The organism is Psychrobacillus sp. FSL W7-1493, from assembly GCF_038004905.1.
Classification (GTDB): domain Bacteria; phylum Bacillota; class Bacilli; order Bacillales_A; family Planococcaceae; genus Psychrobacillus.
The window spans coordinates 202,377-228,434 of sequence record NZ_JBBOSB010000002.1; the positions used below are offsets into that span (position 1 = coordinate 202,377).

Annotated in this window: 32 protein-coding genes and 1 riboswitch; of the genes, 18 read left to right on the plus strand and 14 right to left on the minus strand. The window is 38.0% G+C overall.

The genetic code is table 11. The features are described 5' to 3' along the window. Window positions 1-57: 57 nt before the first annotated feature. Both MKX96_RS18515 and MKX96_RS18520 read right to left on the minus strand, forming a co-directional pair. The gene (locus MKX96_RS18515; protein WP_340886527.1) at window positions 58-426 is read right to left on the minus strand and encodes a VOC family protein; all 369 of its coding nucleotides are present in this window, start codon (window positions 424-426) and stop codon (window positions 58-60) included. A gap of 105 nt (window positions 427-531) precedes the next feature. Beyond that, window positions 532-1,032 carry a DUF1697 domain-containing protein gene (locus MKX96_RS18520; RefSeq protein WP_340886530.1) on the minus strand — a complete coding sequence of 167 codons (501 nt, stop codon included), beginning with the start codon at window positions 1,030-1,032 and terminating at the stop codon, window positions 532-534. A gap of 139 nt (window positions 1,033-1,171) precedes the next feature. On the opposite strand from MKX96_RS18520, the gene MKX96_RS18525 reads away from it, so the two are divergent. The 3 genes from MKX96_RS18525 to MKX96_RS18535 are packed head-to-tail and all read left to right on the plus strand — an operon-like array spanning window position 1,172 to window position 1,867. Next, window positions 1,172-1,393, plus strand: a complete 222-nt coding sequence (locus tag MKX96_RS18525) for a helix-turn-helix transcriptional regulator (protein WP_340886532.1) — start codon at window positions 1,172-1,174, stop codon at window positions 1,391-1,393. Window positions 1,394-1,396: 3 nt separating this feature from the next. Continuing rightward, window positions 1,397-1,702 (plus strand): hypothetical protein, encoded by a 306-nt coding sequence (locus MKX96_RS18530; RefSeq protein ID WP_340886534.1) that lies wholly within the window; start codon window positions 1,397-1,399, stop codon window positions 1,700-1,702. Window positions 1,703-1,711: 9 nt separating this feature from the next. After that, window positions 1,712-1,867, plus strand: coding sequence for a hypothetical protein (locus MKX96_RS18535; protein WP_340886536.1), 156 nt, complete (start codon window positions 1,712-1,714; stop codon window positions 1,865-1,867). 95 nt (window positions 1,868-1,962) lie between these two features. On the opposite strand, the gene MKX96_RS18540 is transcribed toward MKX96_RS18535, so the two are convergent. Genes MKX96_RS18540 through MKX96_RS18555 form a run of 4 tightly spaced genes read right to left on the minus strand, consistent with a single transcriptional unit; the run spans window position 1,963 to window position 5,229 of the window. Beyond that, a complete protein-coding gene (locus tag MKX96_RS18540; protein WP_340886540.1) occupies window positions 1,963-2,718 on the minus strand; it encodes an energy-coupling factor transporter transmembrane component T family protein in 756 nt (251 codons plus the stop codon). Next, window positions 2,708-4,078 carry an ABC transporter ATP-binding protein gene (locus MKX96_RS18545; RefSeq protein ID WP_445678223.1) on the minus strand — a complete coding sequence of 457 codons (1,371 nt, stop codon included), beginning with the start codon at window positions 4,076-4,078 and terminating at the stop codon, window positions 2,708-2,710. The genes MKX96_RS18540 and MKX96_RS18545 overlap by 11 nt, the downstream gene beginning before the upstream one ends. Further along, window positions 4,065-4,646, minus strand: coding sequence for an ECF transporter S component (locus MKX96_RS18550; RefSeq protein ID WP_340886545.1), 582 nt, complete (start codon window positions 4,644-4,646; stop codon window positions 4,065-4,067). The genes MKX96_RS18545 and MKX96_RS18550 overlap by 14 nt, the downstream gene beginning before the upstream one ends. Next, window positions 4,639-5,229, minus strand: coding sequence for a YkoF family thiamine/hydroxymethylpyrimidine-binding protein (locus tag MKX96_RS18555; protein WP_340886547.1), 591 nt, complete (start codon window positions 5,227-5,229; stop codon window positions 4,639-4,641). Before MKX96_RS18555 ends, MKX96_RS18550 begins: the two co-directional genes overlap by 8 nt. 75 nt (window positions 5,230-5,304) lie before the next feature. Beyond that, window positions 5,305-5,413: riboswitch (TPP riboswitch) on the minus strand. Window positions 5,414-5,567: 154 nt separating this feature from the next. Between MKX96_RS18555 and MKX96_RS18560 the strand changes: the two genes are divergently transcribed. The 12 genes from MKX96_RS18560 (at window position 5,568) to MKX96_RS18615 (ending at window position 15,716) form a co-directional block, all read left to right on the plus strand. Continuing rightward, a complete protein-coding gene (locus MKX96_RS18560; protein ID WP_340886549.1) occupies window positions 5,568-6,527 on the plus strand; it encodes a 2-hydroxyacid dehydrogenase in 960 nt (319 codons plus the stop codon). Window positions 6,528-7,105: 578 nt separating this feature from the next. Next, window positions 7,106-8,101: an ABC transporter substrate-binding protein gene (locus tag MKX96_RS18565; RefSeq protein ID WP_251555085.1), complete on the plus strand. Its 996-nt coding sequence runs from the start codon at window positions 7,106-7,108 to the stop codon at window positions 8,099-8,101. 63 nt (window positions 8,102-8,164) lie between these two features. Then, a complete protein-coding gene (locus MKX96_RS18570; RefSeq protein ID WP_340886552.1) occupies window positions 8,165-9,025 on the plus strand; it encodes an ABC transporter permease in 861 nt (286 codons plus the stop codon). Beyond that, window positions 9,022-10,224: a quaternary amine ABC transporter ATP-binding protein gene (locus MKX96_RS18575; protein WP_340886554.1), complete on the plus strand. Its 1,203-nt coding sequence runs from the start codon at window positions 9,022-9,024 to the stop codon at window positions 10,222-10,224. Before MKX96_RS18570 ends, MKX96_RS18575 begins: the two co-directional genes overlap by 4 nt. A gap of 176 nt (window positions 10,225-10,400) precedes the next feature. Continuing rightward, window positions 10,401-10,598, plus strand: a complete 198-nt coding sequence (locus MKX96_RS18580; RefSeq protein WP_340886556.1) for a hypothetical protein — start codon at window positions 10,401-10,403, stop codon at window positions 10,596-10,598. Between the two features lie 67 nt (window positions 10,599-10,665). Then, a complete protein-coding gene (locus MKX96_RS18585; protein ID WP_340886559.1) occupies window positions 10,666-11,145 on the plus strand; it encodes a hypothetical protein in 480 nt (159 codons plus the stop codon). Between the two features lie 106 nt (window positions 11,146-11,251). Then, on the plus strand, window positions 11,252-11,593 hold the full coding sequence (locus tag MKX96_RS18590; RefSeq protein WP_340886561.1) for a hypothetical protein: 342 nt from the start codon (window positions 11,252-11,254) through the stop codon (window positions 11,591-11,593). A gap of 23 nt (window positions 11,594-11,616) precedes the next feature. Next, on the plus strand, window positions 11,617-12,087 hold the full coding sequence (locus MKX96_RS18595; RefSeq protein ID WP_340886565.1) for a GNAT family N-acetyltransferase: 471 nt from the start codon (window positions 11,617-11,619) through the stop codon (window positions 12,085-12,087). Between the two features lie 159 nt (window positions 12,088-12,246). Continuing rightward, window positions 12,247-12,840, plus strand: coding sequence for a TetR family transcriptional regulator C-terminal domain-containing protein (locus MKX96_RS18600; protein ID WP_340886568.1), 594 nt, complete (start codon window positions 12,247-12,249; stop codon window positions 12,838-12,840). A gap of 1 nt (window position 12,841) precedes the next feature. Beyond that, complete coding sequence (locus tag MKX96_RS18605; RefSeq protein ID WP_340886570.1) at window positions 12,842-13,540, plus strand: SGNH/GDSL hydrolase family protein; 699 nt, start codon at window positions 12,842-12,844, stop codon at window positions 13,538-13,540. A 10-nt stretch (window positions 13,541-13,550) separates the two neighbouring features. Next, a complete protein-coding gene (locus MKX96_RS18610) occupies window positions 13,551-14,369 on the plus strand; it encodes an SDR family NAD(P)-dependent oxidoreductase (RefSeq protein WP_340886572.1) in 819 nt (272 codons plus the stop codon). A gap of 588 nt (window positions 14,370-14,957) precedes the next feature. Continuing rightward, window positions 14,958-15,716 carry an SDR family oxidoreductase gene (locus tag MKX96_RS18615; RefSeq protein ID WP_340886574.1) on the plus strand — a complete coding sequence of 253 codons (759 nt, stop codon included), beginning with the start codon at window positions 14,958-14,960 and terminating at the stop codon, window positions 15,714-15,716. A gap of 62 nt (window positions 15,717-15,778) precedes the next feature. Here the strand turns inward: MKX96_RS18615 and MKX96_RS18620 are convergent, their stop codons facing one another. Next, window positions 15,779-15,943, minus strand: a complete 165-nt coding sequence (locus tag MKX96_RS18620) for a hypothetical protein (RefSeq protein WP_340886998.1) — start codon at window positions 15,941-15,943, stop codon at window positions 15,779-15,781. Window positions 15,944-16,105: 162 nt separating this feature from the next. Here MKX96_RS18620 and MKX96_RS18625 point away from each other — a divergent pair, with 162 nt between their 5' ends. Together MKX96_RS18625 and MKX96_RS18630 are read left to right on the plus strand one after the other, a co-directional pair. Then, window positions 16,106-16,990: an SDR family oxidoreductase gene (locus MKX96_RS18625; protein ID WP_340886960.1), complete on the plus strand. Its 885-nt coding sequence runs from the start codon at window positions 16,106-16,108 to the stop codon at window positions 16,988-16,990. A 172-nt stretch (window positions 16,991-17,162) separates the two neighbouring features. Then, window positions 17,163-17,789 (plus strand): hypothetical protein, encoded by a 627-nt coding sequence (locus MKX96_RS18630; RefSeq protein ID WP_340886576.1) that lies wholly within the window; start codon window positions 17,163-17,165, stop codon window positions 17,787-17,789. Window positions 17,790-17,885: 96 nt separating this feature from the next. Here the strand turns inward: MKX96_RS18630 and MKX96_RS18635 are convergent, their stop codons facing one another. Next, entirely contained in the window at window positions 17,886-18,230 is a 345-nt protein-coding gene (locus MKX96_RS18635) for a hypothetical protein (protein ID WP_340886578.1), read from the minus strand. 193 nt (window positions 18,231-18,423) lie between these two features. Between MKX96_RS18635 and hpaB the strand changes: the two genes are divergently transcribed. Then, on the plus strand, window positions 18,424-19,854 hold the full coding sequence (gene hpaB / locus MKX96_RS18640) for a 4-hydroxyphenylacetate 3-monooxygenase, oxygenase component (protein ID WP_340886581.1): 1,431 nt from the start codon (window positions 18,424-18,426) through the stop codon (window positions 19,852-19,854). Between the two features lie 227 nt (window positions 19,855-20,081). Here hpaB and MKX96_RS18645 read toward each other — a convergent pair whose 3' ends face one another. From MKX96_RS18645 to MKX96_RS18670, 6 genes are all read right to left on the minus strand, one after another. Next, a complete protein-coding gene (locus tag MKX96_RS18645; RefSeq protein WP_340886584.1) occupies window positions 20,082-21,206 on the minus strand; it encodes an alpha-hydroxy-acid oxidizing protein in 1,125 nt (374 codons plus the stop codon). Window positions 21,207-21,225: 19 nt separating this feature from the next. Then, window positions 21,226-21,936 (minus strand): ABC transporter ATP-binding protein, encoded by a 711-nt coding sequence (locus tag MKX96_RS18650; RefSeq protein ID WP_340886962.1) that lies wholly within the window; start codon window positions 21,934-21,936, stop codon window positions 21,226-21,228. Continuing rightward, the gene (locus MKX96_RS18655) at window positions 21,929-22,702 is read right to left on the minus strand and encodes an ABC transporter ATP-binding protein (RefSeq protein ID WP_340886586.1); all 774 of its coding nucleotides are present in this window, start codon (window positions 22,700-22,702) and stop codon (window positions 21,929-21,931) included. Before MKX96_RS18655 ends, MKX96_RS18650 begins: the two co-directional genes overlap by 8 nt. Then, the gene (locus MKX96_RS18660) at window positions 22,674-23,654 is read right to left on the minus strand and encodes a branched-chain amino acid ABC transporter permease (RefSeq protein ID WP_340886588.1); all 981 of its coding nucleotides are present in this window, start codon (window positions 23,652-23,654) and stop codon (window positions 22,674-22,676) included. The genes MKX96_RS18655 and MKX96_RS18660 overlap by 29 nt, the downstream gene beginning before the upstream one ends. Before the next feature lie 7 nt (window positions 23,655-23,661). Beyond that, on the minus strand, window positions 23,662-24,546 hold the full coding sequence (locus tag MKX96_RS18665; protein ID WP_169360078.1) for a branched-chain amino acid ABC transporter permease: 885 nt from the start codon (window positions 24,544-24,546) through the stop codon (window positions 23,662-23,664). A gap of 69 nt (window positions 24,547-24,615) precedes the next feature. Then, window positions 24,616-25,770, minus strand: coding sequence for an ABC transporter substrate-binding protein (locus tag MKX96_RS18670; RefSeq protein WP_340886590.1), 1,155 nt, complete (start codon window positions 25,768-25,770; stop codon window positions 24,616-24,618). Between the last annotated feature and the right edge of the window lie 288 nt (window positions 25,771-26,058).

The window sequence follows — 26,058 nt, forward strand, 5'->3', positions numbered from 1 at the left end:
AGCGCCTGTGGGATTGATTCTCACAGGCGCTTTTTTGCAACTTAGATTATCCTTTTCTTAAATCCATTCTAATATCTCGATACGATTACCAAATGGATCGTTAATATATATGCGCTTAGCCCCTGGAAGTTCTGTATCTACTTTAAAGCTTACTTGTTGTTCGGTTAAATGCATTTTTAGAGCTTCAAGGCTTTCAACTTCAAAAGCTGGGTGTGCCTTCTTGGCTGGAGAGAAAGGCTCTTCAACCCCGATATGAATTTGATAGCTTCCAAGCTCGAACCATACGCCACCCTTCTTTTTTAGAAGAGGTGGTTTTTCTATTTCCCGCAATCCTAATATTCCCGTAAAGAAGCTGCGTGCCTCTTCCTCACAGTCCTTTGGAGCAGCTAATTGAATGTGATCAATTCTTTTAAATGTAAATGACATGGTCCATACCCCCTTATGAATTAACTTAATTATAAATGGAATTTTTTGATAATAAAAATTTATATAAATCATGAAAAGGGATAAGTAATTCTTATGTTAAAAAGGTTACATTCGCTCCAATATTTTATTTACGGTATTTTTATTTCTAGCTGTTGAGACCATTTGAAGCTTCTTTTCAAAAAAGGTATTTGTATATTTAGTTTGATGATAGTTTTTAGTATGGTGGATGATCAAGTTTCGATTATGTAGGACAATAAAATCGTCCTCTACAGTTCCTTTTAATATAGCAAGCTGATCATTTGTAACGTCCTTTTGTAGGAACATGACGAAGGTTTGGTCATTCAAGAAAAGTGGGTGATTATGTATTTCTTCTAATTCTGCTTTTGGTCTCACTACAACAGGTATTTCGAATCCATAGTCATTCCTTAATGCTTCTTCCAGTGTTTCCTCGCTGCAACCTCCACTATCAAAAATAACATTTCCCGTTTGAATATATGTACGCACATTTTGAAAGCCTAACTCTTCAAAAAGAAGCTTTAGCGATTTCATATCTACTTTGTTGAGCTTTCCTAAGTTGATCCCTCTTAATAGAGCTACTGACGACATGTTACGACCTCCACTATTTTTACATTAATCATACATATATTTTCTGATTAGTGGAATATGTAATATAATTCTAACAATATGTAAAAAATAGTTTACTTTAAGTAAAAAATATATTACAATTTGTGTGAGGTGACAGAACATGGAAAGTAAGAGACATATAACCAATAGAATTTTAGTATTAAGAGCTGAAAAGGGTCTTTCCCAGAAAGAAGTTGCTGATTTATTGGGAGTGAGCCGGCAAACAATCATTTCGCTAGAGAAGAACAAGTACAATCCATCGTTAAAGCTAGCATTTGACATTGCATTGCTATTTGAAGTGGATTTAACGGATGTATTTCAATATAAGAAAGAGGGGGAATAGAAAGTGACGGAGGTTGTATTTGGTATATTAAGGCTTGTTTATGTAGTTATCTTTTTTGTTGCTTGCTATATAAGCTTCAAATTTGAATGGAGTAGTGAAGGAAAAGATGAGAGAGGTAACGCAATCGCTCACAAATCCTACAGCATCATATTTCCGTTTGCACCCTTTGGATGGTTCCTGATTGAGCTATATGACTCATATATAAGCGAAATAGGCTATGAATCATACAAGCTAGCAATATGGTTTCTACTGACGGGATTAATGATTTGGCACGCCATTAACATAATCGTTTTAAAAAGAAAGTATTAGGAGGATAAGATGAGCATTTATACGTGGATTGGTATTGGAATTTATGCGTTCTTCACCCTACTTCCTCTAAAGGATGCAAAAAACATAGGTAAATGGAAAATTACATCGATTATTATAAATACAAAGCCTTTCTCTGCAAAAAAGTATAGATCACTTCCTATTTAAATTAATAGATGACCAGGACTATATAGAGTTAGTGGAAAGCGAGTTGCCATAAATGAAAGAAGAGTGTCATCCAAGTCTGGAGACACTCTTTTTCTTTACGGTAGCCACATACTAGTGCTACAACTAATTAGTAAAACACAAATAAACAAGAACACTAGTATAAAATCCTTCTTTTCAATAGGCACTTCATGATAAAAAACTTTTCTAGGATCTCCCGTAAAGCCTCTTGCTTCCATTGCGAACGCCACTCTTTCAGCCTTACGAACAGCCCCAGAAAGCATAGGAATCAATACGCGACGTAAACCAATCAGTCTTTTAAAAACATTGGAGTCGTCGCTTAGTCCTCTCAGTTTCTGTACTTGTTGAACTTGTATAAACTCGTCCTTTAAAAGCGGTAAAAATTGATAACCAACCATAATACCATAAGCAATTTTAGGAGACAGCTTCAACTGCTGCATTAGACTCCGTATAAATATAATTGGGTCGGTTGTTAGAGCAAATAAAAGGCTCAGACTAGAAAAGGCCAACACCCGAAAGCTTAAGGATAAGGCATGGTTCAATTGGCTTTCCGTTATATCGACAGAACCGATGGACCAAAGAACAGTTCCAGACCCGCTCTCTGCAAATAGAAGAGTGGTCCAAAGGTAACCAAAAGCTGCGATTACGAAAGGGAGCATCAGTAAGGCCCAGTTTTTCCAGGAGATATTGCTTAAGAATATTTGAATCACAATAATGCTGAACCAAAAAACTAGTGGTGTCCATGGATCGAAAAAGAATGCTAGTGAAAGCATGCAAATCATTACGATCACAAACTTAATGGACGGATTCATCCTATGAAGGCTAGTACGCATAGACAGGACCTCGCTTAGGAGGAAGTAATTGATGTTCTAGCATTAAATCTTTCTTATCCCAGAAGCTAGTCGAACTATATTTCCCTGTCACCCCTCCGTTCCTCATCAATAAGATGGAATCAGCTACCTTATACGCAAATTCCATATCGTGGGTAACGATTAGAAAAGTAGTACCTGCCCTAGAGCGCTCATCTACGACTTTTAAAAGTTCTGTCAGATTAGCAGAGTCCTGACCAGAAGTTGGTTCATCCATCAAAATCACTTTACGGTTCTGGCAAAGCATAACGGCTATAGCTAGGCGACGTTTTTGTCCATGGCTGATAGAAAATGGATGGGCCTCTGAGATGCTAGATAAATCAAGTCGTTCCAGCAATTCTTCTGTGTTTGATCCACCGCCAAAAGAGACCTCCTCTTTTACTCTTCCTGTAACAAACAAAAATTCTGGTGACTGTGGTACATAGCCTAACAAGCTGGGCTGGACCTTGCCTTCAGCTGCCAGGATCCCGGACAGTGCTTTTAATAAGGTGGATTTTCCACTGCCATTAGGTCCTGCTAATACTGCGACCTCTCCTTTGTTTAAAGAAAACGAGCTTGGTTGAAGAAAACTAGTGGTGCTAACTCCTTCCACTTGTAGGGATAGTTCCTGTTGGACCCTGTTATCCCGTTTAACATCGTTTATAAGCGAATTTCTGTCTTCCTTTAATCTAATTCGACGATGAAAGAAGTCTTCCCAAAGGTCTAGCTTGTGTTCAATTGCTAATATCGTTAATCCAGAGCTTTGCTGCAGTGTATCCAACCATTCAATATATTGCTTTGCAGTATAGGGATCTAAGTGTGTGATCGGCTCATCTAACAATAAAACCTCTGGCTTCATAATGAGCGCACAAGCCGTGGCGACTCTTTGTTTCATTCCTCCAGAAAGTGACTGAATGATGGAATGTCGATAAGCGGTTAACCTGGTTGCCTCCAATACTTCTGAAATTCTTGAATCCATGTCCTCTCGCGCCACGAGTAAATTCTCTAAAGTAAAGGCAAGCTCCTCCTCAACGGTTGGCATACAAAACTGCGCCTCCGGATCCTGAAAGACGGTAGCGATACGATGATTGACCTCGCCTGGTCGATAAGAATCGCTTTCCTTCCCAAATAGCTCTATTTTCCCAGAAACTATTCCATCGCAATTGTCAGGGTAGAGGCGGTTGCACAAATATAGCAATGTACTTTTCCCGCAGCCGCTTGGACCAGTGATTACAACGCGCTCTCCTTGTTCAATAGACATCGAAAAATTTGATAATACAGGAATCTCTTCATCAGGAAATGAAAAAGAAACATTTTCGAGACGGATAACATTAGACACGTGCATCACCTTTTTTAGATCGTGAGATAGAATATCCTCTTAACGAACCTGTTGCAAGCAAACCATCAGCTATGGCTTTGCCTCCTACACCAGCAATTAACGTCCCACTAAAGATCCGTACGACAAGCATAAAAAGGACATATCCAGTAGTATAAACGGTAAACCCTCCTAAAAAATATCCGTATACAAAGCTAAACACTGCAGATCCTGCACCAGCAAGCATTAATACCCAAAGATCAAATCGTTTATAGCCGGTAGCTGCGAATACTGCCTCTGCACCCAATCCTTGAATGACACCCGAAAGGATAAGTCGTGGTCCCACTGCATTACCTAAAAGCACCTCTATTGCGGCTGCAATAGTTTCAGAGATTACAGCAGCTCCTGGTTTGCGAATAATATACATACAGATGATAGAAACGATAAACCATACTCCAAAAATCCATTCATATGCGATTGGGCCAATAAACCCTGACCAAATATTTCCGACATGAAGGAATAGTAAATACACAATCCCAAATACTACTGCAAAGATAGACATTAAAATAATCTCTTTTAGCTTCCATGTTTTAAGCATGAAGATTATCTCCATGAGAAGGACTGTTAATGCTCATCGATAAAGTCATTACTAAATGCTTGTGCTCCTCTGATCTGGCTCTGCTAAAGGTAGATTCGTAGAAGGCAAATACATCATGGATATCCCCGTGAATCCCGCTTGCATAATGCATGGACTCATTGAATATATCAGCGTCTTTCGCATGCTGAATCTCTTTGTAGATAACATCCATGTAGTTTGGATTGTTCATTGGATATAAGGCAAATTGAGAGGACACATATTGTTTAGTTGCATCCATATTAGCAACTTCATCTCCTCTTTCTAAATAAACGTCAGCTGCTGTGTCACCTGGACAGCCCGCTGAAAATGTTCCTGAGAGAGCCACATGTACCCCAGTTTTAGCTGCATTTAAAGCTATTGATTTTGCCACATTGAATACATGAGCTTGTTTTCCCCTGATCACAGTCGATACGTCATCCGTATGCATCCACACATTCGATGTGTCTGTATCCTGTAACGCCCCCTTAATAATACTGATAAACTCATTGCTCATTGGATGTAGGGAGAAACGAAACCCTACAATTGGACTTAAACCACATTCCATTCAAAACCCTCCTTAAAATTTTTCATAAAAAAAAGCTACATCCGTGAAGATGCAGCCACTAACCTTATGAAAAAAAGGAAAGTCACCGCACTTCCTCACGCAGGTATTATCCTGATCGAGTAATAAGGGATCGGAGCTTAAAAAGCTCTCATCACAGCCAAAGTGGGCACCCCTAGTGCAGAAACGGTATGTAGTTTTCCAATTATGTAAGATTTACACAATCTGTTTTTTTATGTGACCACAGTATAGCGTATAAAAATATTATTGTAAATACAGTTGAATTCTTTTCTCAAATCAGCGATGCTTAAATTATCAGAAAATCATTAGGGGGGAATTGGATGTATAAAATTTTTATTACTAGAAAGTTACCGGAAGAGATTGTACAACCACTAAGAGAAAAATTTGAAGTCATTATGTGGCATAGCGAAGAAATTCCAATGAAGTACGAGGATATTAAAAAAGAGGCAAAGGATTGTAATGCTTTGTGGACCGTTCTCTCGGATAAAGTGGACCGGGAACTGATAGAAAGCCTACCAAATCTAAGAATTATATCTAATCTTGCGGTCGGCTATAATAACATTGATATCGAGGCTGCAAAAGAAAAAGGGATTATTGTAACCAATACGCCTGGTGTATTAACGGAAACTACAGCAGATTTAACATTTGCCTTATTACTAGCAACTGCCCGTCGTATTACAGAAGCGGAGCAGGATATTCGTGCAGGGAAATGGAAGTCTTGGACGCCGATGCAACTGACTGGCATGGACGTTTTTGGATCAACCTTAGGAATTATAGGCATGGGGAGAATCGGTGAAGCGGTTGCACGCCGTGCAAAAGGGTTTGATATGAAGGTCTTATACCATAATCGAACAAGAAAATTAGAATCTGAGCAACAGTATAACTTTACATATGTGGAGCTTGAGACACTACTAAAGGAGTCAGATTTTGTTGTCATATTGACTCCTCTCACTCCAGAAACTAGAGGCTTAATTGGGAAAAAAGAACTGGAAATGATGAAGGAAACCTCAGCTCTTATTAATGTGGCACGAGGAGGAATAGTTGATGAGCAGGCTCTTTATGATGCCCTAGTCAACAAAAGCATTTGGGCTGCGGGTCTAGACGTTTTTGAAACGGAGCCAGTTCCATTAGATCATCCACTATTAACTTTACCTAACGTGACTGTCCTACCCCACATCGGTAGTGCCAGTATTTATACAAGACTTGCTATGATGCAAATAAATGCTACGGCCATTGAAGATGCTTTAGAGGAACGGGTACCAGAAAACAGAGTGGTTTAAAGTGTAAGAGAAGCCATGAACATAGCGTTCATGGCTTTTTTTAGGTTTTGCAAGGTGATAAAAAATAAAAATTAACCCTACCGGTGATAAAATCCCATGAACGGTGATAAAACCTTAATGAGCGGTGATAAATCTCTACGAACGGTGATAAACTCGCGTGAACGGTGATAAACCTTCCCCGAACGGTGATAAATTCAAAATCTACTCTATTTATCTGCATACTTTCTCCTAGACAAAGCCACCCTCGAGCAAAAAAAGAATTATAACAAATAATTAATAATTACGTCGTTATTTGTATGAATAGATTGTCTAGGGTTTACTAATTATTTAATGATAAATAACTATAAAAATGATACATAATATTCAGATAAAGATAGAATAATAACAATCATTTATTAAGTAAATTTGCAATATACAAATTTGTTTAGTAGTATTAGTAGTTATAAATTAGGCGTCCTTTAATTTCCAAATTCAGGGAAGTTTAATTGTTTAGTATTTTAGCAATTATTTATAGATTTTGAAGGAGGAACGATCGAACGTCTAATTTAAAAACTGAATGAAAAGAGGTAGTCAAACTAATGAAAAAGATTATGTTATTTTTTTCACTTTGCACGCTTTTAGTACTTGCAGCCTGTGGCAGTGAGACAAGCAAGGACAATATTGAGGTGATTAAGTTTGCTGATGCAGGGTGGGATAGTATTCGCCTACACAATAGCATAGCTCAAACAATCGTCGAAGAAGGTTATGGTTATGAAACCGAAGTAACAAGTGGAACAACAGCAGCAACAATGCAGTCACTTGAGAAGGGCGACATAAATGTCTATATGGAAGTATGGACCGATAACATTAAAGATGTCTATGAAAAAGCAATTGAAAGTGGAGATATCATAAAGGTAGCTACTAATTTCGCTGATAACGCGCAAGGATTATATGTTCCAACTTACGTGATAGAAGGAGATGCAGAACGAGGTATTGAACCAATCGCTCCAGATTTAAAAACAGTTCAAGACTTAGAGAAGTATCCAGAAATTTTCCAAGATCCCGAAGATAGCAGTAAAGGCCGAGTGGTCGGTGCTCCATCCAGTTGGGTAGTAAGTGAGTATTTGGGGACGAAACTTGAAACATATGGCCTTGACGAACAATATAACTATCTAGCACCTGGCTCTGATTCTGCCATTGTTGCAGATTTAGCTGGCGCATATAAAAAAGGCGAGCCGTGGGTAGGTTATTATTGGTCACCAACGTGGGTAACAGCAAGCTACGATTTAACTCTATTAGAAGACGCACCATACGATGAAGCAACATGGAATGATTCGAAGGGAACTGAATTTCCTCCGAATGATGTAGTGGTTGCTGTTCATAAAGATTTACCAACACAAGCTAAGGAAGTAGTAGACTTTTTAAGTAACTATGAAACTAGTAATGATTTAACTGAAAGTGCTTTAGATTACATGCAAGAAAATGATGTGGAAGCAGATGAAGCCGCTATTTGGTGGATGAAAGAGTATGAAGATATTTGGACAGCTTGGGTGTCAGAAGAAGTGGCAGAAAAAGTTAAAGCTTCTTTAAAATAATTCATAACTCAATCTAACTAAAAGAGAGGTGACCTGCGACTGTATGTTTTGCAGTCCTACTATATGACAGAATTTCCAGATGTACGTTTTCCAATCGGGGATGTAGTAGAAAAATTCGTAGATTTTTTAGCCGCGAACTTTGATGCATTCTTTGATTTTATCTTTATTATTTCTTCCTCTATGATTAAAGGCTTAGAGGCAGGTCTATTAGCAATACCTTGGTGGTTATTTATTGTTATCATCTTTTTAATAGGGTGGTATTTTAATAATATTTATGGAGGATTGCTTTATGGGGCATTTATCTTCTTAATAGGCTCCTTTGATTTGTGGCCGGAAACGATGACCACGATTTCCATCGTTCTAATCTCCGTAATTTTATCTCTTGTAATAGGCATTCCGCTAGGCGTTGGAATGGCTTTTAGTAAGTCCATGTCTAGAATCATGCGCCCAATATTAGACGCAATGCAGACAATGCCGAGCTTTGTCTACTTAATACCAGTAATTTTCTTCTTTCCACTAGGAAATGTACCAGCAGTTATTGCAACAATCATTTATGCTTTACCACCAGTAATCCGTTTAACAGAATTAGGTATCCGAAGTGTAGATAAAGAAATTGTAGAGTCTGCACAATCATTTGGTTCCTCTTCCTCTCAAATGCTCATGAAAGTTCAACTACCACAAGCCTTACCTACAATTATGGCGGGTATCAATCAAACAACGATGATGGCTCTTGCAATGGCTGTTGTTGGTTCTATGGTTGGGGCACAGGGACTTGGAGAACGAGTACTCTTTGCGATTAACCGAATTGACATATCCCTAGGTTTTGAAGCCGGAATTAGTATCGTCTTTCTAGCGATTATTATCGACCGAGTTACCGGAGGAATTGCAAATCGCCTTCAGAAGCATAGGAGGGATGCAGCATGACAGTAAAATTAAAACTAGAAAATGTCTCCAAAATATTTGGACCACGCCCTAAAAAAATTATCCCAATGGTAGAGAAGAGTGTACCAAAGGAAGAGATATTAGCTAAGACAGGGCATACTGTTGGAGTGTACAATGCTTCTATGGAAATCATGGAAGGAGAGACCTTCGTCATTATGGGGCTGTCTGGAAGTGGCAAATCTACCCTAATCCGTTGCTTGAATTTATTGAATAGACCTACCTCAGGTGCTATTTATGTCGATGGGGAAAATGTGGTCGATTACAATAAGACACAGTTAAAATTCTATCGTCAAAAGAAAATAGCAATGGTATTTCAACACTTTGGACTGTTTAGTCACCGTACCGTATTAGAAAATATCGAGTATGGATTAGAAATTAGAGGAATGTCCAAGAAGGAGCGTCAGGAAATTGCTCAGAAGCATTTAGAGACGGTCGGTCTTAAAGGCTATGAAAACCAATATCCTGATGAGCTTTCTGGCGGTATGCGTCAGCGAGTAGGCATCGCAAGAGCGCTTGCGAACGATCCAGACATCCTATTAATGGACGAGCCCTTCAGTGCACTTGACCCACTAATCCGTAGAGAAATGCAGCTAGAGCTTTTAGATATCCAAAACCGTCTGCAAAAAACAATTATTTTCATTACACATGACGTTAACGAAGCATTTAAAATTGGCGATCGTGTAGCGGTTATGAAAAACGGAAAAGTAGAGCAAATTGGCACACCAGAAGAGATTCTGGAAAATCCAGCAAGCAGTTATATTTCCGAATTCATACGCGATATTGACCGTACGAAAATTCTTCAGGCCGAGCACATCATGTCTAAGCCAAATGGATTAGTATCCTTAAAGGATGGACTAAATGTTGCAATCCAGGTAATGAGAGAGAATGGTAACTCGAGTGCGTTTGTAGTTGACAGAAAGCGGCAGCTACAAGGTATCATTACTATCGACCAAGCTATTGAAGGGATGAAACAAAAGAAAACCTTACAAGAAGCGATGTCGAAGGAAGTAAAAACTGTACATCCAGAAGAATATGTACAAGATTTAATACAACAGGTACTTGATTCCAGGTATCCTCTCGTTGTCACAGACGAGGAAGGTACGATGAAAGGAATTATTTTACGAGTGCATGTATTGGCAAGTTTAATAAGTGATCCGATAGAGGAATCAGAAGAAATATAAATATCAAGAAAGCCCAAAGGCCATTATGTCGTCTTTTGGGCTTTTTATTTTGACCATTTAAAGATGAAAAATGAAAACAACATGTGTAATAAATGGAATATTATTTGGTTGATTATGTTAAAATTTAACATGTAAACATAGTGTTGTTTGAGAATTGGACAGAAGGAGAGTTATCCATGGAAAATAGCCTAATAAAAATAGTAAAGAACAACATCAGAGCAATATTGGCTTTCGTTGCCTTCTACTTTGGCATATTTGCTTGGCTAGTATTTAGTAGTGAAAATGTAGTTTCAATAGAGGTTATTTTGTTATCCTTCTTTTTAACTGGGCTGTTTAGCTTTTGTTCATGGAGTATGGGATTTAACTCGAGATAATTAAGAAAATGATTATATATTTTGGTGAATACAATAGAATTATCATTCATATTAAAGGAGAGTTTAGGTGAAAAAGAAATTACTTATTTGGATTCCAGTTCCTTTATTAATAATAGTTTTAATAACAGTGAATTGGAATTATATTTCCCAATATACCGAATGGAAGTTGAATTGGGAGATAGGAATCCCAAGACCAACCAAGATAGAAACAGTCTTTCATACAAGAAATGGATTTCCTAGCGAGGGAGAAGTATTTCATGTACTTCATTATAAATCTATTGAAAAGAAATTAGAGGACAAAGATGGTTGGATTTCAATTAATGAAGATTCCTTTGACACTGTATCTGGACACCTTAAAAAGTTTCAAAAAGATGTGGCTAATATTAATAAGGATACACAGCAGTTTAATATGTTATTTCAAGAGAATCCTGTGACTTTTGAAGAAGAGGATAAATATTTTTATAAATTGGAAGAGGATAATAGTTATATACTGGCTATTTCAAATGCGAAAGAACAAAAATTGTTTGTGATGGAATGGATCCAATAGTGGTACTAGAAACAGGGCGCATTTCATGTCTAAGGTCTGAATTTGGGTGTTTATGGGACACTATAACTTATTTAGAAGTCATTTTAAGTCTTTAGGAGATGAATAAATGAAGAGAATGTCACTCTATTGCCTATGTATCTTGTTCTTATGCTCCTGTAGTCAATTCAATGAACCCTTATTAAATGATGAGATGATTAAACTCACAATTGGATGTATAGATGGTGAAATAATTGAAATTGATAACGAAAAAACCATTAAAAAAGTGATTAGGGAAATCAACGAATCAAAAAGAGAAGGTACACAAGAGATGGAATTTGATCTGGAGCATCTCTCTACACTCGAAAATAATGAAGGTGAGACAAAATCTTTCAATTTATTTAGTAACGGAAAAGTCACCATGGCTGGATACTACATCCACTCAAATATAGATAATTTTTGTGAAGAATAGTTTTATGTTTAAGGAGGTATTATATGCTACACCATAAGATCAAAATTATTCCGTATAACCCTAAGTACGCAGTAAAAACAGTGGATATGTGGCGGAAAAGTAAGGAACAGGCTATTGGCCAAAAAGAAATTCACGACTTCGAAAAACACGTTTATTTTTTAAATCATATTTTAACGGAACAATTTCAAATAGAGTTAGCGTTAATGGATGAAGAAGTAGTTGGGATGATCGCCTATAATGACAGGGAAATAAGCCAACTATATATTCACATAGAGTATCAAGGAATCGGTATAGGTCGAGCATTACTAGATAAAGCAAAAGTGAAATCTAGTGGGAAATTAACATTGTACACATTTGAGGTAAATAAAAATGCACAGCAGTTTTATGAAAAACATGGTTTTGAAGTGATAAGTAGAGGGCATGAAAACGAAGAAAATTTACCTGACATTCAATACGAATGGGTATCCAAAATAAATGGAGACATACAAACTTGAATTATTATTTCTATTAGAAGGGTAACTCTACATTGTTGCTCTTTTTTATTTTGTAAAATAAAGCTAAAAATTCAGAAAATAAACTTTTATTTTGGAGGAATTAATCATACAATAAAATTAGAACGGTCGTTCAAATTGACGGAAGGAGATTATTTTGTATTGAGTAGGCGTTATGACAGTGAAGAGGCAAAACGAATCATTAAGGAAAAGGCTTTTGAATTGTTTTCATTACATGGCTACAATCAGACCTCAATCGCAGATGTTTCTAAAGCTTCTGGATTTAGTAAAGGTCACATTTACTATCATTTTGAAAACAAAGAGAAGTTGTTTGTCCTATTAGCACAGAATTCCATGCATGATTGGTATTCAAAATGGACGGATGTCGAACAAAATTATTCATCAGCCTCTGAAAAATGGTACGGAATGGCCAAGCATGTTTTGTACAATTATCAAACTCCATTGCTTAAGGCTGGAGAGGAATTAGCGGCTAATCCTAAATCATCATTGGAATCGGTCCGAAAGTTATATGAACTTGCGGTAGTGCCGATGAGCTCTTATCGTTCAATCTTTATAGAAGGAATTGAATGTGATGAGTTCGAAAACGGCAATGTTGATGAATGGACTGCCCTGTTAGGAACTTGGCTCGGGGGATTATGTCAATTGACCAATACACAGCCATTACAGTCACTTGAGCCTTTATTTGAACAAGCAATCACTATATTTTTAAGTTCAATAAAGAAAAGGGGAAACTGATATGAAAGTTGCATTAATTGGTGACAGTTTAACTGAGGGACGCCCTGGCGTTTCGTTTGTAAATATTTTAAAAGAGAAGTTTCCGAGCGATTCGTTTGTGAATCTTGGAAAACCAGGGGAGACTGTAAAAAGTCTATATAGCCGATTGATCAAAACTGGTTTAGATTCTGATTATGATTTAACCTTTCTATGGATTGGTACGAACGATGTATATTCAAAGCTATTAAAGGTTCAGGCGCAGCCAGTTGCTGAAAATCATGATGAATTTATAAAGCTTTACCAACAAGTGTTAAAAATAGTGATGCCTTCTACCAAGAAGATGGTGACGGTTTCACCCTCTATAGTAGGTGAATATATTGAAAATCAGACTAACAAGGAAATTAAAGAATTATCTGTTCTTATCCAGTCTTTAAGTGAAAAAAAGCTAATGGATTATATGAATCTCCAAACGATTTTTGAGAAAGAATTGGCTAACACGAACAGCTCCACTTATATTTCAACTAATCCATTTCGAGTTATGTTCGATGTATTCTTCTACAAAAGTGAAGCAAGGATTGATCGATTATCAAGCCAGCGTGGTTTAAAACTTACCTTAGACGGAATACATCTGAACAGCACCGGAGCAAGAATTGTTGCAGATGAATATGCCACTGTGATCAGAAGTACACTTGGTGATAGTTCAATTATGGAAGTTTCTTAAGGGGGTAATCATGGACACAAAAAGAAAAGTTGCGATTGTTACTGGTGGAGCTTCCGGAATTGGTAAAGCAATTTGCGAAGAACTCATCACTCAACAGGTATTTGTCATAATAGCAGATGTAAATAAGATAGAAGGTAAAGTTGTGGAGGATGAGCTTAATCGACCACAGAGCTGTGCGCGGTATGAGTATGTGGATGTAGCTGATCAAATAAGTATGGAAGAGTTGGTTAAGAATACTTTTAACGAACATGGTAGACTGGATTATCTGTTCAATAACGCTGGAATTACTATGTATGGTGAATTGTATGATGTTTCAATAGAGGACTGGAAACATATCGTAAATGTCAATCTTTGGGGAGTCATACATGGGACACAGATAGGCTACAAGATCATGAAAGAGCAAGGCTTTGGTCATATCATAAATACATCTTCGGCGGCAGGAATGGGGCCCTCTTCTCTTACTGCAGCATACTCCGCCACGAAACATGCTGTAATTGGGCTCACAACCTCATTGCATTATGAGGCAAAAGAACATGGCGTGAAAGTAAGTGTACTTTGTCCCACATTTGTAGATACGCCTATCTTTTCAAATGCTATAGCTATTAATATGGATAAGCATAAAATGATTCAACAGATGAAAAAGCAAAAGTTAATGACTCCTGAAAAGCTAGCTAAGATTGCCATAAATGGTGTTCATCAAAATGCCCCCATTATTTGTCCGATGCCCATGCGACGAACAATGGATATCTTCTTTTCCTTGTTCCCACTAGCACATAGTAAGCTAATGGACTATGTTTGCAAAGTTGGAAGGAGAGCTCGTATATCATAGGCTATAGAATCCCTCTGTCTAGTCATGTCCTAAAATACCAGGTCAAGTGCTCTCTATAAAGAAAACAAGGTCAAGTTCGATACAGTAGATTAATTTGCTCGGCAATATATTCGGAATCTAAGTGCAAGCCATCTTTTATCCACCACATGATTACCCCGATATAGAGGCGGTCTTAATATCTGTATCTACCATGATTTTTTTCTTATATTTTTAGATTGAATTCTCCGGGTGACGATTAAATCTTTCATTAAGAACAGTAAATGCTTTTCAACTTGTTCAAACTGTAATAGTGCAAGTATGTGATTCCTTTGTTCAAGAAGATAATCTAATAGCTGTAATAAGTGATCTTTACTTTCAATTTATTGATTGAAGCGGAAAGCTGAAAACAATTGCACTATATCCTGTTATTATATTAATACCATTTATCAACCTTTCCCTTTAACATAGTTTAAATTATTTGAATTTTCGCATATTATATATTGCAAAAATGGATATTATTAACTAAACTAAAGATAGTACGAGATGGTTTATGTACTACTAAATCATAATAATGTAAGCGCATTCAATCAAGCCGAGGAGGTAGTTGAAATGAGACTTCAAGATAAAGTAGCAGTAGTAACAGGTGCGGGTTCAGGGATGGGCAAGGCGATTGCAGTTCTCTATGCAAAAGAGGGAGCTAAGGTTGTGGTTTCAGATTTAAATGAAGAAACGGCAAAGGCAACAGTTGATGAGATTAAATCAAATGGCGGAGAGGCACTAGCCATAACTGCCAACGTTGCAAAAGAAGAGGATATTCAAAATCTTATTGATACGACGGTAAGTACGTATGGTACGGTTGATATTTTAGTAAACAACGCAGGTATAATGGACAACTTCGAGCCTGCTGGAGATATTGAAGATAGCAACTGGGAAAGAATATTCTCAGTTAATACAACAAGCGTCATGCGTTCAACGAGAAAGGTATTGCCAATCTTTTTAGAGAAGCAAAAGGGAGTTATTATCAATGTTGCCTCTGTTGGTGGACTACAAGGATCTCGAGCGGGCGGCGCTTATACAGCCTCTAAGCATGCAGTAGTAGGATTCACTAAAAACACTGGATACATGTATGCTGATCAAGGTATACGTTGTAATGCAATAGCACCAGGTGGAGTGGAAACGAACATTAATAATTCTATGACAAGTATTAGTGAAAAAGGAATGGGCCGTATTCGATTAGGGATGGGTAACAATCCAAGAATGGGTAAATCAGAAGAAATTGCAACGGTTGCATTGTTCCTTGCTTCTGACGAATCCAGCTTTGTTAATGGAACTGTCATAACAGCAGATGCAGGCTGGCTTTCCTACTAATATCTTCATCAAAACCCCTTCTCCTTATTTGGAGAAGGGGTTTTTAATTAGCTAAAAGTATATTAAATAAGCGGATAATAGGCTTCGTAGTTTGGGTGGCAATAATATGGTGGTCTTGCTCCAATTTCGGGTAATTCAAATGGTTTGGCATTCGAAGCATATTGCACATTTACCTTTTTGTCGGAGTGATTTATAAGTAATTTTTCTACCTCTTCATGTCTGTTCAACAGCATTCCTCCTTTGGATTTAGCTTATTCTTTTTAACGTGAATAAGGAACAGGGATGGAATAGGATATTCACCTTAATAAGAGGATACACATAAGATGATTGGATACTAAACCTGAAGGGAGAATGTCTTGGAACAGCATGAACACAATCTAAACTACCCGATGTATCCAAACTTCGGTAAAATAACGAAATTTCAAGAGGTTCCTATCACTGTACCAGAGCAGCGTCAGCTAAGACAGCCTGGTCTGGAAAGTCTGATGCATCCAAGGCCAATTATAGAAAATCCTAACTATACAGGAACGGGTAAATTACTTGGCAAGGCTATCTTAATAACAGGAGGAGACAGTGGGATGGGAGCGGCTGCAGCTATTGCCTTTGCTAAGGAAGGAGCAGACGTCGCCATTGCTTATCTTGATGAGCATGAAGATGCCTATCGTACAAAAAATAGGATAGAGGAGCTTGGGCAACGTTGTTTACTGTTGCCGGGAGATTTGCGAGACAAGGAGCATTGTAAGCATATAGTGGATGCAACTGTTCAAGCTTTTGGGCAGTTAGATGTTTTATGTAATCATGTAGGAATTCAATTCCAGCAGCTAAGTCTTTTAGATATTACAGATGAGCAATTTGACGATACGTTTAAAGTTAATATTTATTCCCATTTCTACACAACGCGAGCAGCTTTACCACATCTTAAGCCCGGGAGCTCTATTATTAATACTGCTTCAGTCGTTGCATATGAAGGACATAAGCATTTAATGGATTATACGGCTACTAAAGCCGCAAATGTAGGGTTTACTCGCGCCCTTGCAAATAACCTAGTAAGCCAAGGTATTCGAGTAAATGCAATTGCACCAGGCAGAATATGGACACCGTTGATCCCTGCTAGCTTTTCAGCAGATGAGGTTACACAAGCTGGCAATCCGATGGAACGACAAGGTCAACCTTTCGAGCTAGCACCTACCTTTGTTTATCTAGCCTCAGATGATTCACGGTTTGTCACTGGTCAAACCCTTCATGTTAATGGCGGGCAAATCACTTCTTCTTAAAAAGTTCTGTTAAGACCATGTCCTTGTGATTTGGTCTTTTGTGTTTGTATATAGAAATACTAATTTTTCCTTTACTGAGTTTATCATCCATGTGTTTAGGTTATATAGATAAAATGAATGTCGAATTTTGTAATAGTTGTAGGGGCATTCAGTTTTAAAGGAGGTATTTGTTATGAAAAAGAGGATTTTAGGTGTCACTGCTCTTACTCTGTTGCTTGCAGCCTGCTCTGATGAGGAGACGACAGTGAAGCAAAAGGACCAAACTGAAGAAACCAAGCAAGAAGAAGTCGTAGAAGATGAGGAATTTTCACTAGAGGTGACAGATGAAGAATGGCTAGCATTATCTAACCAAAGTAAATGGTGGGAGGAAAATGATTTAACTGAGCCAGAATTTGGACAAGCCGTAATCGTCCAATTTGATGAGGATACAATCCCCGAAGTAGTTATTCCTTATACACAAGCTAAAGAGGAGCCCCAGGGTCTTTTAATTGGGAAGTATAATGAAACCGATGAAAAGTGGGCCATTTCTCAAAATGTTCCGATTGATAACAGCTTGAAAATAGAAATCCTAGAAGACAAATTAACATTCAGTAACGGTACTGAAGTACTTGTTACTCAAGAAAGTGATGATACAAACAAAACATTAGCAACCTATAAATACTCTAAAGAAGATGAAGAAGTAATAGCTTCAAGAATTGATGTGGATGTGGACCAACCAATTGAAGTGGATACTGAAGAAAATACCATTAACTATTTTGTTGATGGAGAAGAAAAGAAAGAGACGGTAGAAGAGGAGTAAGAATCTTCTAGATTCCTGATTATTGATAAGACCTAATTATTACATGAATATAGTACACGAAAAAAACAGTCCCTAAGTTTTTTCTAGGGGCTGTTTTTATATGACCTCATTGTAAAGAATTCCTTCTCCGTCCTCTAGCTCTATAACTTTTAAGTAACTCTCATTTTTAACGAACACACTTTTATATATTTTATTGCCATCAGTGTCTTCAAAGAAAATCACTCGAGTCCCTTCGTTATCAGTCTCAATATTTGCTACATATACTTGCAGATCAATAATATTATTTAAAATAGGATACTCTGGAAAATCATTGAGGGCTTGATTTTCCTTTGGTAGTTCTTCTTCTAATTCAACGGGAGATACATCTGATACTTCCTCTTCAGTAGCTGAGCAACCAGCTAGTATAACAGATCCCACGATAGCAATTAATAATTTTTTCACTTTCCAGGACTCCTTCATCATTTTTATTTGAAGCGTTTTTCATGGAATAAAAGTTATCCCTTAAATAGTTATCCTAAAATACTGAATATATGATGTCAAATGATAGCTCTTCCCAAACTGTCACCTTTCAAGAAAAATCGTAATAGTATAAGCAGATAAGAATAATTATGAAGCATCATTTAGGAGAGTGCCTATGCCTGCTATTACAGGAAAACAATATATAGACCGGATAGATCAGTTGAATTCGGAAATTTGGGTTGACGGAAAAAGAGTAACGGGGAAGATTTCCGAACACCCCGCATTCAAAGGGGTCATGAAGAGCCAAGCAGCATTATTTGATATGCAGCATGACTCAAAATTAAAAGAAATATTAACCTATTCTTCCCCAACTACAGGAGAATCTGTGGGAGTGTCTTTTTTAGAGCCAAAATCAAAAGAAGATTTGGCTAAAAGAAGGTTGATGGTTCAGGAATGGGCTCGAGCGACCAATGGTCTAATGGGAAGAAGTCCTGATTATATGAATACAACTTTAATGGCTTATGCGTCTTCCGCAAAATTACTGGAAGGTAAAAATAGCTGTTTCCCTCAGTATCTCCAATCCTACTTTGAATATGTACGAGAAAATGATTTAACTTTAACTCACAGTTTTATTGAGCCACAGGTAAATCGGACCTTCTACTATTTAGAAAATGAAAAAGAACCAATTGCAGCTAAGGTCATCGGTGAAAATGAAAAAGGAATTATTTTAAAAGGTGCTCGTCTGCTTGCAACGCAAGGTGGTATGACAGATGAAATTTTAGTGTACTCCATTGGTTCAATTTTAGATGAAGGAAAAGGATATTTTTTCTCTATCCCAAGTAACACGAAGGGCGTAAAATTTATATGTCGGGAGTCATTAGTAGGGGGAGATTCTTCCTTTAATTATCCGCTGAGCTCCAAATATGATGAAATGGATACCATTGTGGTTTTTGATGATGCTGTAGTCCCGTGGGACCGTGTATTTATTTATGATGACACTATGACGGCCAATGATTTTATGACTAGCAGCTCCTTTCAACCGTTCACCCTACACCAGGTAATATCTAGACAGATTGTTAAAACTGAATTTGTCTTAGGAATTGTCCAGTCTATTATCAAAACTATTAATATAGCAGAATATCAGCATGTTCAGGAAAAGGCGGCAGAGGTAATTGTAGCATTAGAATCTTTAAAAGCGTTGTTAATGAAATCAGAGATAGATGCGAAAATAAATCGTTTTGGTTTAATGGAGCCAGATAGAACTACATTGCATGCTGCTATTACTGTGTATCCGAAGGTATACCCAAGACTAGCGGAAATCGTACAGCTATTGGGTGCTAGTGGACTAATGACCATTCCAACAGAAAATGATTTTAACTCACCGATTAGAAAGGACCTCGATCAATACTTGCAGGCAAAGGCAGCCCCAGCTGAAGAACGTGTAAAGCTATTCCGCCTTGCTTGGGATCTTACGATGAGTCCCTTCGGAACAAGACAAACCATTTATGAGCGTTTTTTCTTTGGAGATCCAATTCGCGTAGCAAGCCAGCTCTACTTTGCCTATGATAAAGAGCCTTATGTTCAACGTATTAAAGATATTTTATAGTTGCAGGGAGATAACTGGTCAGAACCCTACCTTGTTTTATTAGCTAATACTAATAATCGGTCGGTTAGGGCAATTAATCGGTCGGTCGAGACGAATAATCGGACGGTTCGCACAGAAAACCGGTCGGTTCAGACAAATAATCGGTCGGTTCCAATCACTTATCACATAATTTGAAAAGGCAAGCATGCGAAAAATAGCATGCTTGCCTTTAGTATGGCTAAATAAGTTTATTTCTTTCTTCTAATAAGCGATGAATTAACCTCGTTCATCGATGCACAACCAGATAATGCTAAAGTAACATCAATATCATTAATCATGTTACGTAGGACGTGCTCAACTCCTTGTTCGCCGGCAGAGGCCAAACCATAGATAAAAGGTCTGCCCAGTAAAACTACATCTGCCCCAAGAGCTTTTGCTTTAATGACATCAGAGCCCCGTCTGATACCACTATCCAATAACACTGGAATATTCCCCTGAATGACTTCCGCGATGGATGGGAGTGCCTCTAATGACGAAATACAGCCATCCAGCTGCCTGCCTCCGTGATTGGAGACTATAATTCCATCGACTCCGTGGAGTAAAGCTTTTCTTGCATCCTCCTCATGAAGGATACCTTTCAGTAAAATAGGAAGCTTGGTGTGCTCCTTAATGGTTTTAAGGTTTTCCCAAGTTAATGAAGGATTAAAGATAATATCAACAATACTTTTGATGACCTCCGGATCGTCAGCGGAAGGGGGGCTAGTAAATCGATCCTGAAAGACAGGGTCGTATAAGTAGTTAGCAGCACCTTTTCCCAGTTTTAAAGGAGAATAGCGATTGTTCAAATCACGCTCCCTATTTCCAAGAAGGGAGGTGTCAATCGTAATGACGATAGCAGAATAACCTGCTTTTTCTGCGCGACGAACCATACTTATCGCCATTTCCTCATCATTGGACCAATACAACTGATACCAGCGAGGGGTGTCTCCTAGATTAGCTGCAATTTCCTCTAAAGGATAAGAGGATAATGTACTAGCTATAAAAGGGACTCCACATGCTGCAGCAGCACGTGCGGAAGCCAGTTCACCTTCAGGATGGAAAATACTTTGAACCCCGATTGGTGCAAGTGCAAAAGAGGAAGGGAAGGTAGTTCCCAGCAAAGTAGTGGAGGTGTCTCGACTGCTCACATCATTTAAATATTGAGGGACGATACACCAATCCTCAAAGGCTGCCTCATTGGCGCGAAGGGTGCTTTCATTACCAGCACCACTATGGACGTATGTAAACGGTCCTGTTTCAATAGATTTAGAGGCCAATTCTTCTAAAAGAGAAATCGAATGTGGTAACTCCAACTGTGAAATAGAACGGGTCATATAAGCTCCTCCTTAAATACTAACTCGTTTTCTTACCTAAATATGCCTCAACAACTCTTGGGTCTTCTAGTAAGCTATCTGCTTCTCCGTTAATAATGATTTTTCCGGTTTCCATGACATAACCATAATCCGCAACCTTCAGTGCTTGCTTTGCATTTTGTTCCACCAACAATACAGTCGTACCGCTGGCTTTAATTTCACGAATCATTTTAAAGATATCGGCAACTATTAATGGTGCTAGCCCCATAGAAGGTTCATCTAGCAATAGTAACTTCGGTTTGGATAGCAGTGCTCTTGCGATGGCGAGCATTTGCTGCTGTCCACCGGATAAGGTACCGCCTAACTGATCCTCCCGTTCTTTTAAAATAGGGAACTGTTCCATAACATTTTCCAAATCTTTTTTTATGTCCTTATCATTACGGTGATAAGCGCCCATTTCCAGGTTCTCTAGAACGGTCATGCTAGAGAGGATAGCCCTTCCCTCAGGGACAAGGGCAATACCTTTTCTGACAAGCTGGTCAGGTCTCATGCCAGTAATGTTCTCACCTAAAAACTCCACAGTTCCTTTTTGAGGCTTTAGTAGGCCTGTAATTGTTTTCATCGTTGTAGTTTTCCCGGCACCGTTTGCACCGAGGAGGGTGACGACCTGCCCTTGCTCTACTACAAGGTTTACATTTTTAAGAGCTTGTATTTTTCCATAAAATGTTTCAATTCCTGTTACCTTAAGCAATTTCTTCATCCTCCTCTGATCCGAGGTAAGCTTCTATTACATCCTGATTATTTTGAATTTCAGTAGGAGTACCTTCAGCAAGCTTCTTCCCAAAATTTAAAACTGCAATTCTGTCGCAAAGCTTCATCACAAAAGGCATGTCGTGCTCAATCAGTAAAACAGTTACTCCACGCTTTTGAACTTTTTTTATCAACTCAAATAGGTTCTCTGTTTCTGTTTCATTCATACCAGCTGCAGGCTCATCTAATAATAATAGTTTTGGATTACTTGCCAGGGCGCGGGCTATTTCTAATCTTCGCTGTTGACCGTAAGCTAAGTTCTCTGCAATCGTTTCTTCGTATGGAGAGAGACCCACTAACTCTAACAGCTCCAAAGCCGTCTCGTAATTACCTTTCTCTTCTTGTTTTTGTGACTTTGTTCTAAGTACACTTTTTAAAACACCGGATTTATTTCGACAATGGGCACCTACCAATACATTTTCCAAGACGGACATTTGAGAAAACAACCTGATGTTTTGAAACGTACGACAGATTCCCTTATCTGTGATTTTATGAGGCTTCATACCTGAAATGTTTTTCCCTAAAAACAAGATCTCTCCAGAAGTAGGGGCGAACATATTAGTTATTATATTGAACATGGTTGTTTTACCAGCCCCATTAGGTCCGATTAATCCGAAAATTTCTCCTTCGTTGATTTGGAATGAAACGTCCGTTAAGGCTGAGATTCCACCAAAGTTTTTAGTTATATTTTTTAACTCTAATACCATTGGAATCCCTCCTTTTAAATGTAAATGTTCGTTTTAGCCAATTTAATACGGGAACATCTATAATTCCTTGTGGGCGGAAAGCCATCAATACAATTAGAATAATCCCGTAAATCATATATCGATACTCACTAATAAATCGTAATGCCTCTGGAAGTAGTGTCATAAAGGTTGCTCCGAATATTGCTCCCCAAATAACCTCGCTTCCACCAAAAATGGAGAAGATTAAAATATCAATGGCACGGTGATAAGCAAAGTCTGCAGGACTGATATAAGCTAATACATGTGCGTAAAGAGCACCAGCAAAGCCAGCCAAAATTGCACCTTGTGTAAAGGACAATACTTTGTAATAAGTGATGTTAATACCCATTGCTTCTGCCGCTTTTTCATCCATTTTAATGGCAGCGTATGCTCTACCGACACGTGACTTGTTCTGTCTGATAAAAAACCAAACAATAAATATAGTAATGATCAATAAAACAAGTACTACTATTAAATAAATAGCTTGATTGTTTTTAAGTCCAAGCATATCGGGATCAAATCCTAAATCTCTTAAAAATTGAAACAGCTCTCTACCAAGATGAGGTATACCAGACAAGCCAATCGAGCCTTTGGTCACTGAGTCCCAGTTCACAAAAATCACTCGAAGTACTTCTCCAAAACCGAGTGTTGCAATAGCTAGATAAACTCCACTCAATCTTAATGCAGGAATACCAATTAAAATTCCGAAAGCCCCTGCAACTATTGCTCCCAAAACAATACTCAAATAAAGAGGGACCTCAAAGTTGATGGTTAAGAGGGCAGAAGTATAGGCTCCGATACCCATGAAACCTGCATTTCCTAAAGATAATTGCCCGGAGGAAAGCGTTATGTAAATGCTTATCCCTAAGATAATATTGATAAGAATAAAAGAGATAATCTGTAAATAGTATGGATTTAAAATTTCTCCTAGCATATGATCATCACCTTCCTACCTCAGCAGTTTTCTTGCCGAAAATACCCTGTGGACGTATGAGAAGGATAAAGATAATAGCAACGAAAGCAACGGCATCTCTATACCCAGAATCTCCGTAGGCAACAATCATTGTTTCAGAAAGACCAAGGAGTAATCCTCCAACCATTGCACCTTTTACATTTCCCATGCCGCCTAATATGATAATGGCTAAACCTTTTAAGCCCATGGACAAGCCCATCTGTGGATTGACGGAGTTAAAGGCCATACCTACTAGAATTCCTGCTATTCCACCAAGGGCAGAGGCAAGTATGACAGTTGTTGTAATAGTACGTTTCGTATTTACACCCAGTAGACTAGCGGTCTCTAAGTTTTCGGCAGTAGCGCGCAGAGCCTTTCCAGCTTTCGTTTTAGAGAGCCAATACGAAAGTACGATCATAAGGGTAATAGAAATCGCAAAGATTAAAATCTGTACTAAATAAATAGTGATTGAACCAACTTGGATTTGAATTTGTGCAAAAGAATGTCGAAACGGATGATTACCGGCTCCAAACAAATGATGCGAAAGGTTTTCCAACAAAATGGAAACCCCAATAGTGCTAATTAAAGGAGCAAGATGTGAAACACCCTGTTTCCCTCGAAGAGGCCGAAGTGCAATCTTTTCTAACAAATAGCCCAAGATAGCTGTAACGATTACTGCTGAGAGAAATGCTACCCAAAGTGGTAATCCTAATACACTAGTTACCAATACCCCTATAAAAGCACCTATCATGAAAATTTCTCCATGAGCCATGTTAATAATGCCGAGTACACCAAAGACAAGTGTAAATCCAAGGGCAACAATAGCATAAATGCTTCCGAGTGTTATACCGTTAATAATTTGTTCTAAAAGCATGATAGCTCACCCTTTCAAAATAAGGTAAGGGCTATTCACCCTTACCTATAATCGTTAGATTTTATTTGCTTACTCAAATAATTTAAATTCCCCATCCTGAATGATTAGTACAGTAGGGTCCATGATTACATCGCCTTCTTCGTCAAAAGAGATCTTCCCAAGAATACCTTCTAAATCTTTTATTTCAGCTAGAGCATCGCGGAGTGCATCACGATCTGCTTCCCCAGCATTTTTTAGTGCCTCTGCGTAAATATAAAGAGCATCATAGGCCTGTGCAGCAAATTGGTCTGGTTTGTGCCCGTACTCTGTCTCATATTTCTCTACAAAAGCCTTCACTTTTTCATCAGGTTTATCAGCAAACCAAGGAGTTGCAACGATTAATCCGTTAGCTGCTTCCCCAGCAATTTCAATTACCTGAGGTGAGTTGAAACCATTCCCTCCTACAAAAGGAACATCAATGCCCATTTTTCTCGCTTGATCCATGATTACTGCACCTTCATTGTATAGTGCGGAAGCCAAGATTAAATCTGGCTGAAGATCTTTAATCTTAGTAAGCTGCGCATTATAATCAGACTGTCCTTTTTGGAACGTCTCGATTGTTAATATATCTAGTCCCATATTTTCAGCTTCAGCCTTCATCGTATCGAATCCAGATTGAGTGAATAAGTCATCGTTCCCATATAAAATGGCTACTTTTTTAGCACCGTATTTGTCTACTGCCTTTTCTAATGCTGCTGGAATAGCCAAAGATTCCGGTATAGAGTTACGGAATACATAATCTCCGATTTGAGGAATACCAGCCGCTGTTGTAGAAGTCCCCATGATTGGGATCCCATTAATGTCAGCCTCAGGACCGACTACGTTCATTTCCGTACTTAACGTTGGCCCTATAATGGCAACAATGTCATCCTGGCTCATTAATTTTTGACCAACAGATAATGCCTGCTCTTGTTTTCCGACAGAATCCTCGATGACAAGCTCAATCTTTACGTCGCCCTTTTCATTAATTTCTTCTAAAGCTAGCTTTAATCCATTTGTAATCGCTTCCCCATAAGCTGCGCCTGGACCTGTCATGTAAGAAATAACCCCTATTTTGGCTGAAATCGTGCCATTTGCGTCCTTACTGCTTTCTCCATTTGAAGACTCCCCAGCTCCACAAGCTGCCAGGAAAACTAACATCGTAATGGTAAGAATAATAGATAACTTTTTAAAAACATTTCCCATACCCCAAACCCCCTGAAAAAGATTTATAAAACATATATCTATATTAAAACTATTAACTCTATAATGTAAAGTTAATATTTTGAATAATTTAAATAATAAAATAATAATATATTGATATATGAAATCTAGAACTAAGCATGCAAATATAGGTTTCAAAAAAAAGATTAATAAGATTAAATTATTTAAAAATAAAGCTATTAGGGATAATATTACGTATTCAACTAGTGGGAATAACTTATAAAAATTCTAGTTTACTTCCGACTTAGGTGTCATTAGAGATTAAGATTA